Source organism: endosymbiont of Galathealinum brachiosum, assembly GCA_003349885.1.
Taxonomy (GTDB): Bacteria; Pseudomonadota; Gammaproteobacteria; order SZUA-229; family SZUA-229; genus SZUA-229.
Genome location: QFXC01000003.1, coordinates 66294 through 84555 on the forward strand (window position 1 = coordinate 66294; position 18262 = coordinate 84555).

General features: G+C 38.7%; 15 protein-coding genes. 7 read left to right on the plus strand and 8 right to left on the minus strand.

Going from position 1 to position 18262, the window contains the following annotated elements; all coding sequences use genetic code 11:
- Positions 1-3: 3 nt before the first annotated feature.
- Positions 4-1917: an asparagine synthase (glutamine-hydrolyzing) gene (gene asnB / locus DIZ80_01715; protein RDH85671.1), complete on the plus strand. Its 1914-nt coding sequence runs from the start codon at positions 4-6 to the stop codon at positions 1915-1917.
- 34 nt (positions 1918-1951) lie between these two features.
- On the opposite strand, the gene DIZ80_01720 is transcribed toward asnB, so the two are convergent.
- On the minus strand, positions 1952-3796 hold the full coding sequence (locus tag DIZ80_01720) for an acetolactate synthase (protein RDH85751.1): 1845 nt from the start codon (positions 3794-3796) through the stop codon (positions 1952-1954).
- 201 nt (positions 3797-3997) lie between these two features.
- On the opposite strand from DIZ80_01720, the gene DIZ80_01725 reads away from it, so the two are divergent.
- Entirely contained in the window at positions 3998-4651 is a 654-nt protein-coding gene (locus DIZ80_01725) for a hypothetical protein (GenBank protein ID RDH85672.1), read from the plus strand.
- Positions 4652-4714: 63 nt separating this feature from the next.
- On the opposite strand, the gene DIZ80_01730 is transcribed toward DIZ80_01725, so the two are convergent.
- The gene (locus DIZ80_01730; protein ID RDH85673.1) at positions 4715-5074 is read right to left on the minus strand and encodes a group 1 truncated hemoglobin; all 360 of its coding nucleotides are present in this window, start codon (positions 5072-5074) and stop codon (positions 4715-4717) included.
- A gap of 141 nt (positions 5075-5215) precedes the next feature.
- Between DIZ80_01730 and DIZ80_01735 the strand changes: the two genes are divergently transcribed.
- Positions 5216-5911 carry a transcriptional regulator gene (locus tag DIZ80_01735; GenBank protein RDH85752.1) on the plus strand — a complete coding sequence of 232 codons (696 nt, stop codon included), beginning with the start codon at positions 5216-5218 and terminating at the stop codon, positions 5909-5911.
- Positions 5912-5915: 4 nt separating this feature from the next.
- Here the strand turns inward: DIZ80_01735 and DIZ80_01740 are convergent, their stop codons facing one another.
- Positions 5916-6380 carry a hypothetical protein gene (locus DIZ80_01740; GenBank protein ID RDH85674.1) on the minus strand — a complete coding sequence of 155 codons (465 nt, stop codon included), beginning with the start codon at positions 6378-6380 and terminating at the stop codon, positions 5916-5918.
- Between the two features lie 67 nt (positions 6381-6447).
- Positions 6448-7680 carry a 4-hydroxy-3-methylbut-2-en-1-yl diphosphate synthase gene (gene ispG, locus DIZ80_01745; GenBank protein ID RDH85675.1) on the minus strand — a complete coding sequence of 411 codons (1233 nt, stop codon included), beginning with the start codon at positions 7678-7680 and terminating at the stop codon, positions 6448-6450.
- 129 nt (positions 7681-7809) lie between these two features.
- Between ispG and DIZ80_01750 the strand changes: the two genes are divergently transcribed.
- From DIZ80_01750 to DIZ80_01765, 4 genes are all read left to right on the plus strand, one after another.
- Positions 7810-8934 (plus strand): ATP-NAD kinase, encoded by a 1125-nt coding sequence (locus DIZ80_01750; protein ID RDH85676.1) that lies wholly within the window; start codon positions 7810-7812, stop codon positions 8932-8934.
- Positions 8935-8979: 45 nt separating this feature from the next.
- A complete protein-coding gene (locus DIZ80_01755) occupies positions 8980-10260 on the plus strand; it encodes a M18 family aminopeptidase (protein RDH85677.1) in 1281 nt (426 codons plus the stop codon).
- A gap of 127 nt (positions 10261-10387) precedes the next feature.
- A complete protein-coding gene (locus DIZ80_01760) occupies positions 10388-10987 on the plus strand; it encodes a methylase (GenBank protein ID RDH85678.1) in 600 nt (199 codons plus the stop codon).
- A 211-nt stretch (positions 10988-11198) separates the two neighbouring features.
- Complete coding sequence (locus DIZ80_01765; protein RDH85679.1) at positions 11199-11624, plus strand: hypothetical protein; 426 nt, start codon at positions 11199-11201, stop codon at positions 11622-11624.
- 116 nt (positions 11625-11740) lie between these two features.
- Here the strand turns inward: DIZ80_01765 and DIZ80_01770 are convergent, their stop codons facing one another.
- The 4 genes from DIZ80_01770 to DIZ80_01785 all read right to left on the minus strand — a co-directional run bounded on the left by DIZ80_01770 (position 11741) and on the right by DIZ80_01785 (position 18226).
- Positions 11741-12328 carry a hypothetical protein gene (locus tag DIZ80_01770; protein RDH85680.1) on the minus strand — a complete coding sequence of 196 codons (588 nt, stop codon included), beginning with the start codon at positions 12326-12328 and terminating at the stop codon, positions 11741-11743.
- A 116-nt stretch (positions 12329-12444) separates the two neighbouring features.
- Complete coding sequence (locus DIZ80_01775; protein ID RDH85753.1) at positions 12445-13023, minus strand: NADH-quinone oxidoreductase subunit F; 579 nt, start codon at positions 13021-13023, stop codon at positions 12445-12447.
- A gap of 431 nt (positions 13024-13454) precedes the next feature.
- Complete coding sequence (locus DIZ80_01780; GenBank protein RDH85681.1) at positions 13455-14474, minus strand: hypothetical protein; 1020 nt, start codon at positions 14472-14474, stop codon at positions 13455-13457.
- An 80-nt stretch (positions 14475-14554) separates the two neighbouring features.
- Positions 14555-18226, minus strand: a complete 3672-nt coding sequence (locus DIZ80_01785) for a hypothetical protein (protein ID RDH85682.1) — start codon at positions 18224-18226, stop codon at positions 14555-14557.
- Positions 18227-18262: the final 36 nt, after the last annotated feature.

Sequence of the window (18262 nt, forward strand, 5' to 3'; positions counted from 1 at the left end):
AAAATGTGCGGCATTCTAAGTATATTTTCTACCAATCATGGAATCAGTGAAGAATCTGTTAAAGCAGGTTTAGATACCTTATATCACCGGGGGCCAGATCATCAAAGCTTCTGGATGTCTAATGATAAGCGAGTCGCTTTAGGTCACACTCGACTTAGCATTATTGATTTAAACACGGGTGATCAACCCATTTCAAATAGTTCAAATACCGTGCATCTGGTTGCAAATGGTGAATTTTATGACTTTGAGGAAATTCGTGACGATTTAATTAAAAAGGGTCATATTTTTAAAACTAAATCTGATAGTGAAATTGCTCTTCATTTATATCATGAGTATGGTACTTCATGTTTAAGTCATCTTCGTGGTGAGTTTGCTTTCTGTATATGGGATTCAAATAATCAGCAATTTTTTGCCGCACGCGATCGTTTTGGTATAAAGCCACTATTTTATGCGCAACACAATGGAAAGATTTATTTTGCATCTGAAATAAAGGCGTTACTTTCTGCAGGTGTACCAGCTATCTGGGATGAAGATGCATATGTTAGTAGAGCTTTCTTTTTTAGAGATCGAACATTATTCAAAAATATCCATCAAGTGCCTCCCGGACATTTTCTGATTGCTACCAATGGAGGCATTAGAATAATTAAATACTGGGATTTTGATTATTGTAAAACGGATAAATATACTCATTCAACAGATGAAAAAGAAATTATTGAAGATATTAAAGAAGAGTTAAATAATTCTGTAAAAACACGCTTACGTGCAGATGTACCAGTTGGTGTATATCTAAGTGGCGGGATCGATTCATGTGCTGTAATTGGTATGGCAGCAGAGCATCACAATCAGCCAATAGATGCATTTACCATTTCTTTTGATAATAAAGATTATGATGAAACTGACCTGGCTAGAGAAATGGCTGATAGAGTAGATGCTAAATTTAATTCTATAGCCGTTAATCAATTAGATTTAGCTGATAATTTTTCTGATGCAATTTGGCATAGTGAGGCGCTTTGTCTTAACTCACATGGTGTTGCTAAATATCTATTAAGTAAAGCCGTTAGTGAACAGGGTTTTAAAGTTGTACTTACGGGTGAAGGATCTGATGAAATATTCGGGGGATATTCCGCCTTTAGAAGTGACATGCTTTTATATAATTCAGAAAATCAGGATAAAACTATTACTCAGAAATTATTAAATGAATTAAAAGAACGGAATAAAGTGTCATCTGGTTTGCTTTTAGCTGTTGGTAAACCTGAAAATGTTGAGTTCATAAATAAAATGCTTGGTTTTGAACCTGCCTGGTTAATGCCATTGGCTGAAAGTATTGATCGACTAAAAGGCCTTTATAACTTAAGTACTCGTACAAATATGGGTAGTCTTCATCCAATTCATCAATTTCTATCTCATACAGATGTTACGAATCAAATACATGGAATAGAACCAGTACATGCTTCCATGTACTTATTATCAAAATCTGCTTTATGTAATTATGTGTTTCCTACATTAGGCGATAGAATGGAAATGGCACACTCTTTAGAGGGAAGGCTCCCTTTAATTGATCATAAAGTAGTTGAAAAAGTTACACAGCTACCGGTGTCTCTTAAGATAAAAGGAATCACTGAAAAATATATTTTAAGAGAAGCAACGAAGCCATATTTAATTGATAAGGTTTATAATCGGGAAAAACATCCGTTTCTTGCTCCTCCTTCTATATTAGATCCTGAAGATAAATTACATCAATTAGTACAGGATACATTGAGAGGGCCATTGTTAAAAAGTTTGCCCTTTTTTGATCAAAGGAAGATTATCAAGTACCTTGATGATCTTCCTAAGCTAGATAATAATATGAAAATCGGTGCTGAGGCTTTGTTGATGGAATTACTAAGTTTATGCATGCTTCAAAAACACTTTCATTAGTTTATGACTTATTCAAATAAGCTTACCATAACAGTTAATCTTCAATTGAATCATCACCCCGTCGCGAACCATTCCGACGATCCAGTACTTTCATTCTCGAGCCCATCGGCGGCACTTCTTCACCATCTATATACACATCTAACAGTGTAGGGCCATTTGAATTGCATATGGCATTAAAATCAAGATTCGAGAAATCTTCAGGTGTCTTAATAGTAAATGCCTGTGCCCCCATTGCTTGCGCAACAGCTGCATAATTAACGACAGGTAAATCAAAACCAATCGGTTCACCGCCACCTAATTTCTGACCGTGTTTTACCATGCCTAATGTATTGTCATTTAATACAACATAGATGACAGGTAAACTGTGTTGCACGGTAACAGTCAGTTCCTGGCCGCTCATCAGGAAACTGCCATCACCAGTAATGCAAACGACAGGTTCATCGGGTGCACCAAATGCGGTGCCTACAGATGCACCTACCGCCCAGGCCATGGCACCAAAGCCTAATGCAATACGGTAGTTTCCGGCCTGCTTTGGGTGTAGGTAATGAGTCGCCCAGGCCCAGCTATTTCCCGCATCAACAACGAAACGTGTGTTTTCAGGAAATCCTTTTACTAACTCTCCCATTAAACGTTGAGGTTTTATTGGTGTGTCATTAAGTAAATACGCTTCGGGTTTATCTACTTTAATATGTGCAGGAGCACAGGTAATAATATTATCTCCATTTAACCCCCGAATAATATTATGAATTTCCTGGGGTTTAACTGTTTCAAGTCGGTGAATTAAAGTGGCAAAAATCTGTATTAAATTAATAAAGACTGTATGTAAGTGTCCGTATACATGTAGACGCGCCATGGGGGATCGAGCAAAGTTCTCTGCGGTTTCTTCTATATGAATAAGTTTATTATTCATTAAAGCGTCCTTGTCCCAGCCACCAGTAGATATTTCACCCAGACTCGTTCCAACAGCCAGTACGATGTCTACCTCAGGATCAAGTAATGTATCCCTGGCAGTATCATGACCGGCAAAACCGAATACACCCTGATTTAGTGGATGGTATGCATCAACACAGCCTTTACCACTAGCAGTGGTTACAAAAGGTACACCTGCCATTTCAGCAAATTTCATAATCGCAGGCATGGCTTCAGCACTACCACCGCCTAAAAATAAAACAATTTTTTTAGCATCTATCAGGGTTTCACAAAGTGCATCCATACTTTCGTCATCCATGATTTCCGGATTACGTAACAGGTTGCAAAGTTTGAATGTAGAGTTGCCATCCCAGCTGCAGCTTAAAACATCCATAGGAATACTAATATGCACTGGACCCTGAGGTTCATGAAATGCCGATATTAATGCAGTAAATAACTTACCCTCTAATTGACTAGGGTGAGAAATCATGGTGTTGTAATTGGTGAAGTTTTCAAACATGGCAACCGTATCTATGCCATCACTTGAAGATTCCTGCAAACCGCGTTTTCCAAAGTTGGGCAAGGCCGTTTGTGCAGTGATAACCAGCATCGGAATACGATCGGCATAAGCAGACGCAACACCGGTAATTAAATTGGTTGTGCCGGGCCCGGTGGTGCCACAACAGACACCTAACTGGCCTGTTTCACGGGCGTAACCATCTGCCATAAAAGCAGCACCGGCTTCGTGTCGTGCTACAACAGATTTAACGGTTAAATGTCCGTCTTCTTCAGGTTCTCTTGCAGACCTTGCAAGTGCATTATATAGCGGCTCTATTGCGCCACCAGGTACACCAAAAATGTATTCAGCTTTAATTGAAGATAAATACGCCAGTATTAGATCAGCCAGTGTTTTTCCGGTATGAATTGAATCTCCCTGATTACCATCACTTTCTGAACTAGTCTGGCTCATTGTTGTTATTTTTTGAGACATTACTAATTCCTCCCCTGAATGAATATAGTCTATTAGCGCGATAACTTCATGTGAATTCTATTATTTGTGACCTGTATGGCATATATATTTATTTGCAATTTATCTACTGTTCAACTAATAGAGATAAGGCGTATTTTTATTTATAAACTGCGCTAAATGAAAAAATAAATGGAGATAAAAATGAAAAATATAAAAAACAAAGTGACGAAGACTGGATTTTCTATTGTTGCATTAATTACATCTAATATGGTGTTGGCAGGTCATTCTCAAACCGAACCGGTTGAGTATTTAATTGATTTTAAAATTAGCGGACAATTTACTGGCTTCACCCCCGAAGGATTACCTGTTTATACAATTAATGGCCCGGGTTTTGCGCCGTTATGGATTGCAGGATCAGGGGAGGTTACAGACTATACTCCCCATTGGCGCAAAACAGCTGATTTGGAGAATGGACAGATTACGTTTTCCGGGCAACCAACAGACCCGGTAATTCGATTTAGCTGTTTAACCGGTAGTTGTAATTTAAATTTAAAAGATGGTGCGGTATTAACATCTGATGCGGGTGTGCCTTTAGAAGGGCGTGCGATTAATATGTGGGGGCCGGTTGTAAATAGTCCTGATTTTGATCCGGTTGCGGGTATTAACCCGATTCGAATTATGGGCTGTGGTGGTTTAAAAGAAATAGCCGGTGAAGGTAAAGCTGCAGGGATGGTTGGTTCCATCTGTTTTAACGGTGTACTTAATTTTAATCAGAATGACCCAAGTCAGTTAACCGGGTCTTCCAAGTGCACGATTACTTTACATACGCCGGCGGATCCTTCGATTATTCCTTAAAGTATAGCCAGTTTGCTCACACAAAATTATTTCTAATTTTGTGTGAGCACAAAGGATGCTGCGTTAAACCAGAACAATATCTGCACGCATACTATATAGAACAAATAAAACTTCTTCCTGTTCACGTTGACCAACATTGTTTTTTGCCATTGCATCCAGTGCATCATCCAGTACAGCCATAAACTCAATGGCAGAAATATTCATGCCTTTATGTGTTGCTAACATATCTTTACCTTTATATACCTCGGGTCCACCTGTTCCCATAATAAAGAAAGTAGCAGCGCCATTTTTTAATGCGTTTACATCTGTACTTTTAAACCGGTTTGCTATAGCCGGGTTTTTTAAGTGATTTTCTACCACATCATTAGCAATATCAGTAATACCTGTCGTAGCGCCTAGTCTTTCGTAAAGTGAAGCAGTCATGCAAATCTCCTTGGGGGTATAAGCTTGTGCTCATACTGTTCTTATAGTGTGACTTAAATCTAACATTAATCATTTAAATCTGGAAGTACACAATCTGTACTGGCAAACTAATTCAGAATTATGATGTTAAAAGGTTTGTATATGAAGACATATGGTCAGTTTTGTCCCCTTGCGCAGGCTACACAATTGTTATGTGAACGTTGGACGCTTTTAGTGGTGCGTGAATTTATTGCGGGTAGTACGCGTTTTAACGAGTTACGTAAAGGCGTGCCATTAATGTCGCCTACTTTACTTTCAAGGCGATTAAAACAACTTGAAAGTGCAGGCGTGATTGAGCGTCAGGCAGAGAAAGGGGCGTATAAATTAACAGCTGCCGGTCATGAGTTACGTCCCATTGTGGAATTAATGGGGGCATGGGGGCATCGCTGGGTTAAAACAACACTGGGTGATGATGATCTGGATGCGAGCCTGCTTATGTGGGATATGCGTCGCAGTGTTGATGCTACGCAGTTTCCTGAGCACAGGGTTGTTGTGCAATTTGAATACCCGGATGCACCTAAAGGTGCCCGTGACTGGTGGTTAATCTCTGAAAATAATCATATTGATTTATGTTTGAATGATCCGGGGCATGAAGTAGATCTTATTATTCGTTCGTCATTGGCAACCATGACTGCTATATGGACATGTCAGTTAGAACTGAATATTGCGGTAAACAAGGGTGATGTGAACGTGCTAGGTGACCCTGAACTGGCTAAAAATCTACAGGCCTGGTTGCGTTCCAGTTTGTTATCACATTTGGGAACACAGGATAAATTGCCATCGTTAGATTGGGCATGATCTGTTAGAGCATATCTTTTACAGTAGCGACCTGCCATTTCGCCTGTTGTAAAAACCAGCTATCTTTTTTTATTAATAGCAGTTCAAACTTATAAACCTGTGCCCGGAGGCTGGTCAGGGCATTCGAATCTGCAATAATATTAGCTGCCATTGCGATGTGCAAAACGACAAATGCGTTGTTGTCATCTTGAAGTGTTATATTGTTTATTTTAGTTAACAGGTGAATATTTTGATTAAGATAAAAATAAGCCTGAGCTTTTTTAGCTAACTGTTTTTTGTCCAGTTTATTTTGATCACGATAGTTATCATCGATTAATTCTGCCAGGTCACTGAAACTTCTATTTTCTGCAGCTAGTTTTGCACTTTCAATATACTTTTTTATTTCATCTTCTGGAGATAGTTTTTCATCTGAGCATGATGATATAAAAATTGTAGTAAGCAGAAAAAATAATTTTAAGTTAAGTTTCATGAAACCAGTTTCCTGATATGAATCTGTAGGAGTTATTATGGTTATTGAAAAGAGGGGGCGCAACCAATTATAATTTTTCGTAACTACGTTCAATATACTGATCAACCAAACCCTGAAATTCAGCGGCAATATTATCGCCTTTTAGTGTGACTGTTTTTTTACCATCTTCATATACGGGCGCTACGGGTGTTTCACCTGTGCCGGGTAAGCTGATTCCAATATTGGCATGTTTGCTTTCACCGGGGCCATTTACAACGCAACCCATTACTGCAACCGACATGGTTTCTACACCCTGATACTGAGTGGCCCAAACCGGCATTTGTTCGCGTAGGTAAGTTTGAATTTGTTCAGCCAGCTCCTGAAAGTAAGTGCTGGATGTTCTTCCACAACCCGGGCAAGCCGTGACTAAAGGTACAAATGCACGCAGCCCCATGGTTTGTAAGATTTCCTGGGCAACAATCACTTCTTTGGTGCGAGCAGCCCCGGGTTCTGGCGTGAGTGAAATTCGAATAGTATCACCAATGCCTTCATGTAATAAAATAGCTAAAGCTGCAGTTGATGCAACGATGCCTTTTGACCCCATACCGGCTTCGGTTAATCCAAGGTGTAATGCATAATCACAGCGTTCAGCCATGGCACGATACACAGTCACTAAATCCTGCACATCAGACATTTTGCAGGAAAGAATAATTTTGCTTTTTGGTAAGCCCAGTTTTTCTGCTGTTTCTCCGCTTTCCAGTGCAGAGCGAATTACCGTTTCAAACATGATTTGTTTGGGTTCTTTAGGGCTGTCTGCTTTTGCATTTTCATCCATTAATTTTGCAAGCAGTTCCTGATCCATACTGCCCCAGTTAACGCCTATTCGAACCGCTTTATTATATTTAACCGCGATATCTATCATGGTGGCAAAATGTTCATCACCGCGTTTACCCCGACCTACATTACCGGGATTGATACGGTATTTATCCAGCGCTTCTGCACACCCCGGATGAGCCGTTAGTAATTTATGACCATTGAAATGAAAGTCACCAACCAGTGGCACATTAATACCCATGTGTTTTAAACGTGCTTTGATACCGGGTACAGCAGCGGCTGATTCCGTTTTATCAACCGTAATACGTACCATTTCTGAACCAGACGCTGCCAACTCGGCTATTTGATTTGCCGTTGCTTCTTCATCAGCTGTGTCCGTATTGGTCATAGATTGAACAACGATGGGAGAATCACCACCTACAGTGATATTGCCAACTTGCACCGCAATAGATTGACGTCTGGGCAGAAAAGGGTGTTTGTAGCTCATAATAAATCTATCGAATCCTGAATGTGGAAATAGGTCATAATAGTGTAGTTGTAAAAATCCTGTAGCTGCACCTGAAGGAGCACCTGCAGATAGATAGTATCATTTAAAAATAGTAAAGCGGAAAACGATTTGTTCAGATTAGGTTTAATAATTAACCCGGTTGCGGGAATTGGGGGCAGGGTTGCTCTTAAAGGTTCAGATGGTGAAGACATTCAACAACTGGCTCGTCAACGTGGAGCTGTTGCTTTAGCTGAATCGCGTATGCAACAGGCATTAGAAATGCTGGTTGATTATAAAAGTGATATTCATATCTATACAGCCGCAAATGAAATGGGTGAAAATCTCAGCCTGTCTCTGGGTTTTCAAACAACTGTCGTTAATCAGCTGAATAATACCCACACATCTGCCAGTGATACTGAAAAAACAGTTCAGTTATGTGTAGAGCAGGGTATAGATCTGCTTTTGTTTGCCGGAGGTGATGGTACTGCACGAAATGTTTATCATGCTCTGGAAAAGCTAAAGTCTGCACCTCCTGTTATCGGTGTGCCCGCAGGTTGTAAAATACACTCGTCGGTTTATGCAGTAACCCCGGTACATGCAGGTGAATTACTTGGTTTAATCATAAAAGGCCGTGCCCTGACGTTAACCGAAGCATCGGTTATGGATATAGACGAAGATGAATTCAGGCATGACCGGGTAAAAGCAAAATTGCATGGTTATTTAAATGTGCCCGCAGAAAATCAGTTTATGCAGAACATGAAAGAAGGTGGAATTAACCATAAGGAAATAACACTGCAGGATATCGCCGCTTTTATAGTAGAGACTATGGATGACGATGTTCTGTATTTAATTGGTTCGGGTACAACACCCAAAGCTATACTTGATGAATTACAGTTGCCTGCTACATTGTTAGGCCTTGATGCGGTGAAAGAGCATCAGCTAGTAATGGGTGATGTAGATGAATCTCAGATTCTTGAGTTACTTGAAAAGCATGAAAAAGTTAGTTTAATTATTACTATAATTGGAGGGCAGGGGCATTTATTTGGACGAGGTAATCAGCAAATTAGCCCTCAAGTAATCAGGCGTATTGGACTGGATAATATTGTTATTATCTCCACCCCTGAAAAAATTCATTCGTTAAACGGTCAGCCTATGCGGGTTGATACGGGGGATGAAGAATTAAATAAATCTTTATATGGCATGGTACCGGTGATTACCGGTTACGATGAGAAAATGCTTTATAGAATTGGCTAAGTTATTTTTGCCTTTGTGGCAATATTTTATAAAATAGGAAACATAATGAACGACGAAAAATTCAACTTTGACTTAATGGATTTTATCGCTCTGTCTCCCACTCCGTTTCATGCGGTAGAGGGAATGATATATAAACTGGAGTGTGCAGGTTATCAACGTTTATTTGAATCAGATAGCTGGCAGTTAGAAGAAAAACAGGGATACTACGTTACACGAAATGACTCATCTATAATGGCATTTAAACTGGGTGAAGATCCGGTCAGTAATGGCATTAATATGGTAGGTGCTCATACCGATAGCCCGTGTTTAAAAGTGAAACCTGAACCGGATATGTTGAAAAAAGGTTACTATCAATTAGGTGTAGAGGTTTATGGTGGTGCTTTATTAAATCCCTGGTTTGATCGTGACTTATCATTAGCAGGGCGAGTGAATTTTATTGATGAAAATGATGATTTAGATAGTATTTTAATTAACTTTGAAGATGCTATTGCGATTATTCCCAGTCTGGCCATTCATTTAGATCGTGAAGCGAATAAAGACCGTAGTATTAATTCACAAACAGATATACCCCCTGTACTTTTAAAATTGCCACCTTCAGAAAAAAAAGATAAACCGTCTTTTAAAGATATTTTATTACATAAAATTAAAGATGAAACGGGTGCAATAGAAGTGCTGGATTATGAGCTAAGTTTTTATGATGTTCAGCAACCCGCTTATGTTGGTTTACATCAGGACTTCATCGCCAGTGCACGTCTGGATAATTTACTCAGTTGTTACACCGGTTTAATGGCAATGACTGAAACCTGCAACCCGGGAAGTAAATTATTAATCTGTACGGACCATGAAGAAGTGGGCAGTGCATCAGCATGTGGAGCTCAGGGGCCGTTTTTACAGTCAGTGTTAGAGCGTATTGGTGGTAGTCATGAAAATACTGTACGCATGATAGATAAATCAATGATGGTTTCTGCTGATAATGCACATGCGGTACATCCTAATTTTGCTGATAAACATGATAATAATCATGGCCCTGAAATTAATCAGGGACCGGTGATTAAAACTAATGCTAACCAACGTTATGCAACGAACAGTGATACCAGTGCACTTTTCAAACAGTTATGCAAAAAAGCAGATGTGCCTGTGCAGTCTTTTGTTGTGAGAACTGATATGGCCTGTGGCAGTACAATCGGGCCGATAACAGCCAGTGAAACAGGAGTAAAGACGCTGGATGTAGGCGTACCAACATTTGCAATGCATTCAATCAGGGAACTTGCGGGACGCTGGGATGCCTATTACTTATTCAGAGTGCTAAAAGAGTTTTATAGTTGATATTTGATAATAGTTATCAGTAGGCATCATCCTGTTTATTAACTGGTAAGAGTGTGTTTTGTTTAGGTACATGTCACTCAGTCCCCGATGTATATGTTCCATAACAGAGTAATTGTTTTCAGGAAATATGATGAACAAACCCAATGCGCCATCCTGTGAACAGAACCAGCAGGTTATTTTAGATGTATTAAAAACACTGTTTATCGAGCCCGGTGATGTGCTTGAAATTGGTAGCGGCACAGGACAGCATGCGGTATTTTTTACTGAGTATTTACCCCATTTAATCTGGCAGCCCGGTGATCTTGAAGCCGAACATGCTGGAATGAAAATGTGGTTAGATGAAGTAATACATAATCGAATAAAGCAACCACTTGTTCTTGATGTTGATATGCCTTTCTGGTCTGTCGATAAAAAGGATTATATATTTACAGCAAATACCACTCATATCATATCTCTGGCACAGGCTGAAAAGATGTTATCTCATGTAGGTAAATATTTAAAACAAGGTGGATTATTTGCTCAATATGGTCCTTTTAATTACAACGGAAATTACACCTCAGAAAGTAATGCTAATTTTGATGTATGGTTAAAACAACGCAATCCATATAGTTGTATTAAAGATTTTGAAACTATTGAGAGTTTTGCTAATCAAAATGGCATGAAATTATTAAAAGATATTGAAATGCCAGCTAATAACAGAATACTGGTCTGGCAAAAAAATAGTTAAAATGTTTTTCTGTAGGAATTAGCCATTAAAATTTAAGTATGGCATAACGATCTTTAGTGTAATGTAATGTGAATTATTAAATAAAACTTATTTTATGAGACAGCAGGAGTAAGTTGTTCTTTAATTAGGCCGCTCGCATCACATTGTTACATTTTCGTTAGCTAAAGCTAACTTCTAAAAAATATTTTAATTGTGTATTTGGGGGTTAGACATGGAACTTGAACATAAATTAAAACTGTTTTATATAACATCAATATTCAGTATGTTATTTGCTGTACTGGGATTTAGTTATAATGCCTGGCGTATGGAGTTAACGGAAGATAATAATAATATTCGTACTGCATCGTTTGAAGTGTTAACACAACTATCTGAAATGGAACAGGTAATATATGCTGCCCATTATGATAAAAACATGGTTGATGGAAGCCCGAGAAAAGCCTGGGTTAAAGTTGGTTTAATCGTTGATTTAAGCAGTTTGATAAGCCCGCATGTCGAACGTGATTCAAATGATTTAAAGACACTATGGAGTGAATCCTGGCAAATGGTTAAGGATGATGAAACAGCAACACAAAATCTTGTTATGCAAATTGATAAGATTAGAGACAGTATAAAGCTTGCTTTAGGTGATCTTCAATAGTTGTACTACCGGGAGCTGAGTCAAATATTAATTAATATAGAGTAAGCTAATTTTATAGTTAATTAAGCTGTATTTTACTCCGACCCCAACCTCTGAAAATTATTCTCTCTTATTAATTACACTTCCAGCAAGTCAGCATCCAGCTCACCTCTTTTCTGCGCAAACTGTTTCACTTCATGTAATGGAATATGATCACCTTCATCATCTCCGTAATAGGCAGTTTGTACAATCCCTTTTTCATCAATTAGAAAATCTGCAGGCATAGCTGTCATGTCACCTTTAATGCGCCACGGAATATAACCCTTAAACATACTTAACATTAAACCGGGAAATCTGAATAACATGCCTTTAAAAACGCCTGAAATAGAATGTTCAACCTGATATAAACGATGAATTGAATTATCTTCATCAGCTAAAATTGGAAAAGGTGATTGATGTTTTGTGGCAAATTTCTGTAGGTTTTCTAATGAGGAATCAAATACAGCAACAACTTCAAAGTCATCACCGTAGCTGCCTTTTTCAACTTCTTTAATTATATTATGCAAACGTAAATTACAAAAAGGACATGACGCAAATCGATAAAAGGTCAGTAAATAACGTTTGCCTTTTAATCGTTCAAGTTTGAATTCTATATTACTTATATCAGTTAAATTAAAATCGGGTGCTTGCTGACCGGTCACTATTCTCATAACATAAATACTCATTTTGTAATTAAAAGGCCCCTGATTGTCGGGGAGACAAACAGGGGAATTGCTGGCAAAACTTTAATATAACAATGCAGACTAAAAACTTTTTATAATTCCTTCTATTTATGACTGATTTATATAAACAGGGTTACATCAGATTTTTGAGCTGTAGGTAAGAAACTTGCTGCACCAACCCATTCATCTACTTCGTCCATGAACTCATCCTGATTATGACCAAACATATCAACGGTCATCTGGCAGGCTAACATTTTAACTTCGGCTTCAAGGCATAAACTACGCAACTCTTCTACGCTTGCAATCCCTTTAACTTCAGTTGTTTTTTTCATCATGGCGGTTGCCATAGTTTCAAATCCGGGCATATTTCCCATAATGGCGTTTGGGATATTCATATTAATATTTTTTAACCATTCAGGACCTACAGGCATTTTCATCGGCATGGCCGGATTTCCCATAGGGCTCACGCTTAAGTTCAGGTTTTTTTTAAGTAGATCCAGGCCGTAAAAGGTAAAAAACATAGAAACATCCCAGCCTAAAGCTGCCGCAGTTGATGCCAGAATGAATGGAGGGTACGCCCAGTCCATTGTGCCCTTGGTTGCAATAATGCTCATAGAAGGTACGTGGTCGTCTTCTTCTTTTTGCCTGCGTTCTTCAAAACGTTGGTCAAACCAGTTATTTAATTCATCTTGAGTCATGCTGATTAAATCATTGCTGTTATCTATCTTTGCTGTGTTTGCGCTCATCTTTTGGCTCCTTCGGTTGCATTTGCTGACCGGTGGGTTAGTGGGGTAGCTACATCTTTTAGGGCGATATTTATGTTTGCCTTGAAAACTAAGATAGTTGTCTGACTATGAAATGTCAACAAAATTCAATAAGAATATTATGGATTGCTGATTTTTTGTTGAGATGAGGTGGGATGTGTCAGTTTTACACTGCTCTGGCACATCTTCATCGGGGATTGAGCATCTTGTTAGCTCTGTCCCCTGTTTTGAGACCACGAGGAATTGATAGTGTAGTGAGTTGACTCCGTAATACTCTTGATGGCATCAATACAGGGGACAGGGCGCAAAAAACGCGATCTTTCCCCGATGGAGATGTGTCATAACAGTCGGTTTTTACAGACTTTTTACAGGTTTAAATCTTGATATGGTTGACTTAGTGAGATGTTAAGTGACTGATTCTTATATGATTCCAGTGTGTCTAATAAGCTTGCTTGCCAGCTTACTTCCGGGTCATAACCGATTTGCTGATTGGTTTGCTTATTATCAATAACAGGACATTTAAGCATATCAATCATAGCGGGAGTAAATAGAGGCTGGTTACCTATTTTATGTGTCTTACCCTGTAGCCAGAGAATAGGGCTAGCAAGAGATGAAGGTAGCCCCGGTCTTAGAGGAGTTGCTTTAATTTGTTCATTAATAAACGACATTACATCGGTATGTGATGCTGTTTCGGGGCCGGTTATATTCAGACTATGATAACTGGACTCAAACGGTCCCAGTGCAGCCCGGACAAATGCCTGGCCAATATCATTACCATCAACTATTGGCAGATATCCTGATTTTCCTGTCACGTATGGAAGTATTGCCTGATTGCTACGCGCGAGGAGTAACGGCAAAAGCCCCATATTCAGTCGTTTACCCGAGTATAAACCAAGACGTAAATTTACAAACTGGCATCGAGGGTCCTGATAATTTCGTAAATATTCTTCTACAGCAATATGGCAGTTGATCATTGGCCAGTAAGCGCGGGGTTTGCCAGTTGCATCTGCATTGTTACGCTGGTTTATGCTAGCAGTATAGATACTACTCAAGTTTATAAACCGACTTACCCGCCATTCAATTGCGTGATTAATTAAGTCAAGAGTTGGTTCAAGATAGGTTTTATTACAGGTGTCTGCAGATTTTTCAAAACTACTCCAGCCTGCTGCATGACAAATAATATCAACGCCAACTAATACCCGGTCAAGATAGTCCGGGTCACGTAAATCTCCCTGACGTACTTCTCCTTTATAAGATGGAATTAGTTTTGATGGGGTGCGACAGGCGGCAACAATTTCCAGGTCCTGGTGTTGAATTTTCATCAGGGTTTCTAATATATGGCTACCTACAAATCCATTTGCTCCGGTGACGAGTATTTTTGTAATTAGTTTATTCCTGTAAAACGGTTTGAGTTATTAAATCATGAGTGAGTTTATCAGACAATTTTTTATAATAGTGATGCGTATCAGTTAGATGTGCTTTCAAGTAAACGCTCAAACTCATCGGCGGGTAATGGTTTGCTAAATAAATACCCCTGAGCATAATCACACTTTAAGTCTTTTAATAAACTCAGCTGTTGTTCTGTTTCAACACCTTCAGCTACTACTTTTAAGTTAAGCCCATGAGCCATTGCAATGGCAGCATTAACAAGTTCCAGATCTGCTTTGGAGTTAGTAATATCATTAATAAAACTACGATCGATTTTTAATACATTAAATGGATAACTACGCAGATAACTAAGGGATGAATAACCGGTACCAAAATCATCCATTGAAATTTTTAAACCTAATTTATGTAATTCATCGAGTGCAGTATCTATATAACTGTGTCCACTCATTAATACACCTTCGGTTATTTCCAGTTCAATTAAATGGTTTGGTAATCTGGATTGTTTAAGTGTTTTTTCTATGAAACTTACTAAATTAGGGTCTCTAAACTGACGGGGAGACAGGTTAATTGCAACATTATAATCGGTGTTATGTTTTTCCCGCCATATAGATGTTTTGTTAATAGCTTCAGTCAATACAAATTCACCAATGGGTAAAATTAATCCGGTTTGTTCTGCTACTGGTATAAACTCATCAGGTGAAACATTTTTTAGGGCCTTGTTATGCCAGCGCAATAAAGCTTCAGCGCCCATTATTTTTCCAGAACTGATATTCATTTTAGCCTGATAATATATTTCAAACTCTCCACGATCCAGAGCACCATGAATTTGCTCTTCCAGAGCAAGACGACGTAAAGCTTCCTTGTTCATTGCATCGGTAAAAAAGGTGTAAGTGTTGCGGCCATGATCTTTTGAGTTATACATGGCGGAGTCAGCGTTTCTCAATAACTCTGATGCGTCTTTACCATCGCCCGGGTAAATGGCAATGCCAATGCTGGCAGTTAAAATAAGCTCCCGGTTTTCAATTCTAAATGCTTTTCTGAACTGCTCCAGCAGGTTCTCGGCAATTGGCTGTGCATCCGTTGCATTAATAAGCCCGCCTAACAATATGATAAATTCATCACCACCTAGTCGTCCAACTGTATCCTGTGTGCGTACTACGCTATTAAGCCTATGTGCTGCTTCAATTAGTAAGTTATCACCTGTTTCATGCCCCAGTGTGTCGTTAACTTTTTTGAAATCATCAAGATCTAGAAAGAGTACAGCAACTTTTTCATCATTACGTTCAGTTTCATGTAATAGCTGTGACAAACGGTCTAGAGAAAGAAAACGATTTGGTAAATCAGTTAAAGTGTCGAAATTGGCCTGATGTAGTATTTTTTTGTCTGCTTTCAGTCTACTGGTTATATCAGTAATAGCTGCTGTCATTAAAAAATTTCCAGATAATTTTATTTTTGACAGACTTACTTCAATATTTAATTCATCACCATTTTTTTTATATACCGTAATTGGCTGTCTGGACATAGAAGAAACATAATCCTGATTGCTATTTTTATACTCATCTATTAATGAATTGTGAATATTGTGATGTGTAACAGGAAGAAGTTTATCAAGCGGATGGTTTATAACTTCTTTACCGCTATAACCAAAAGTTCTTTCTGCTGCTTTATTAAAAAGAACAATATTATAATGTTCATTTATTGCAATAATAGCGGTTGGGGAGAGCTCTAATAAACTATGATAACGCTCTTCACTATTGTGCAAGTTCTCTTCAGCAACTGAACGATGATATATTTCATTCTCAAGAACCAGATTTTTATGTGTTAGTTCGCTTTCAACAAAACGCCGGCTCTCGCTAAATAAAACGACTAACCAGGCAATAATTAAATAAAGAATAGATGAAATAAAAAACAGATTAATATAAACATTCTGTACTGCGATTAAATGTTTTTCATCAATACCATCAGCCCTTACCATGTAAGTTGTCCAGAGTATAAATCCGGTTGCGGTCAGCAGGCTGATTATAATAAGTAAAAAACTAATTAGTCTTCTAATGCCACCCTGTTGCATATGTTTTTCCAGCAGTGGTTCGACCAAGTTGATGGCTTTTTCTCGCAGGCTGAATTCAGGCTTGTCTTTGCAGCTGTCGTGGCAACGTGACTCCAGTGTGCAGCATAATGAACAAATATTAGACTGATACATTCTGCAGCTTGCCATATCTGTTGTGGCGTATTGAATTCCACATACACCGCATATGTGTGTAGGCTGATCGCTCAGGTTTAGACTTTCTCGTGCTATGTAGTATTTTCCACGGGTGATAATAGCGATTATTGGGCTAAGTATAAAAGCGATTACCAGTGCAATGATGGATGAAAAAGCCTGCATTTGTTCACCGAGTAAACCGGAAAATGCGATTACAGAAATGATAGAAGCTATTAAAGTACTAAAAACACCAACTGGATTTATTTTGAATAAATGAGCGCGTTTAAATTCGATCATCGGTGGACTAAGGCCCAGAGGTTTGTTAATAACCAGGTCTGCAACAATAGCGGCTATCCAGGCGATGGCAATATTTGAATACAGGCCAAGTATTTTCTCAAGCACATCAAATACGCCGATTTCCATTAAAATTAAAGCGATGGTTATATTAAATACTAACCAGACAACACGTCCCGGATGTGAGTGAGTGACACGTGAGAAAAAATTTGACCAGGCAAGTGACCCCGCGTAAGCATTGGTTACATTGATTTTAATTTGCGACAGAATAACAAATATAAAACTGATACTTAATGCAACAGAGGGGTTTTCGAAAACATAGGTGTACGCAGCGTTATACATGTAAATTGGTTCACGGGCCTCATATATAGATGCTCCACCCAGTAGTACCAGTGCCGCGAGCAGTATGCCACCAATCTGCTTTAAAAATCCCAGTACAACCCAGCCTGGTCCGGCAAGAATGACAGCAAACCACCACTTAAAACGGTTTTCTTTTTTCTTATCGGGCATAAAACGCAGGTAATCAACCTGTTCACCTATCTGAGCAATAAGTGCTAATGAAATACCTAATGCGAAACCAAAATGATAAAAGGAAAATTCTGAACTACCTGATTTTGTCCCGGAAAAATTAAAAAAACTGGTTAATAAGTCTGGCTCTTTTAACAGGATCATCACAAATGGCAATATCATTAATGTAAGCCATATAGGTAGAGTGATTAATTGCAGACGATTGATTGCGGTCATACCATAAAAAACAATCGGAATAATGATGATAGAGCAAAGGGCATAACCAATATATAAAGGTAACCCCGTGTAAAGCAGTAGAGCCTGAGCCATAATCGAGGCTTCAATCGCAAAAAATATAAAACAGAATGAGGCGTAAATTAAAGAGGTAATGGTAGAGCCCAGGTAACCAAAACCGGCAGCCCGGGTTAGCAGATCTATATCTATATTGTATTTTGCAGCATGGTAGCAAATAGGAAAACCCATAAGAAAAATTATGATTGAAGCTGCAAGAATGCCCCAGAATGCATTTTCAATACCATAGGTAATGGCGATACTGGCACCAATAGCTTCAAGAGCGAGAAATGAAATACTACCTAAAGCCGTATTGGCTACGAGAAACTCAGACCAGTTACGAAAGCTGGAAGGGGAGTAACGCAGGGCATAGTCTTCAATCGATTCAGCAGCTACAAACTTATTGTATTCGCGGCGTTTGATTTCGACATTAGATTGCTTGTTGTGTTTAGGCATATTTACTTATGTGAGAGCTAAGTAGGTTTTATGAGT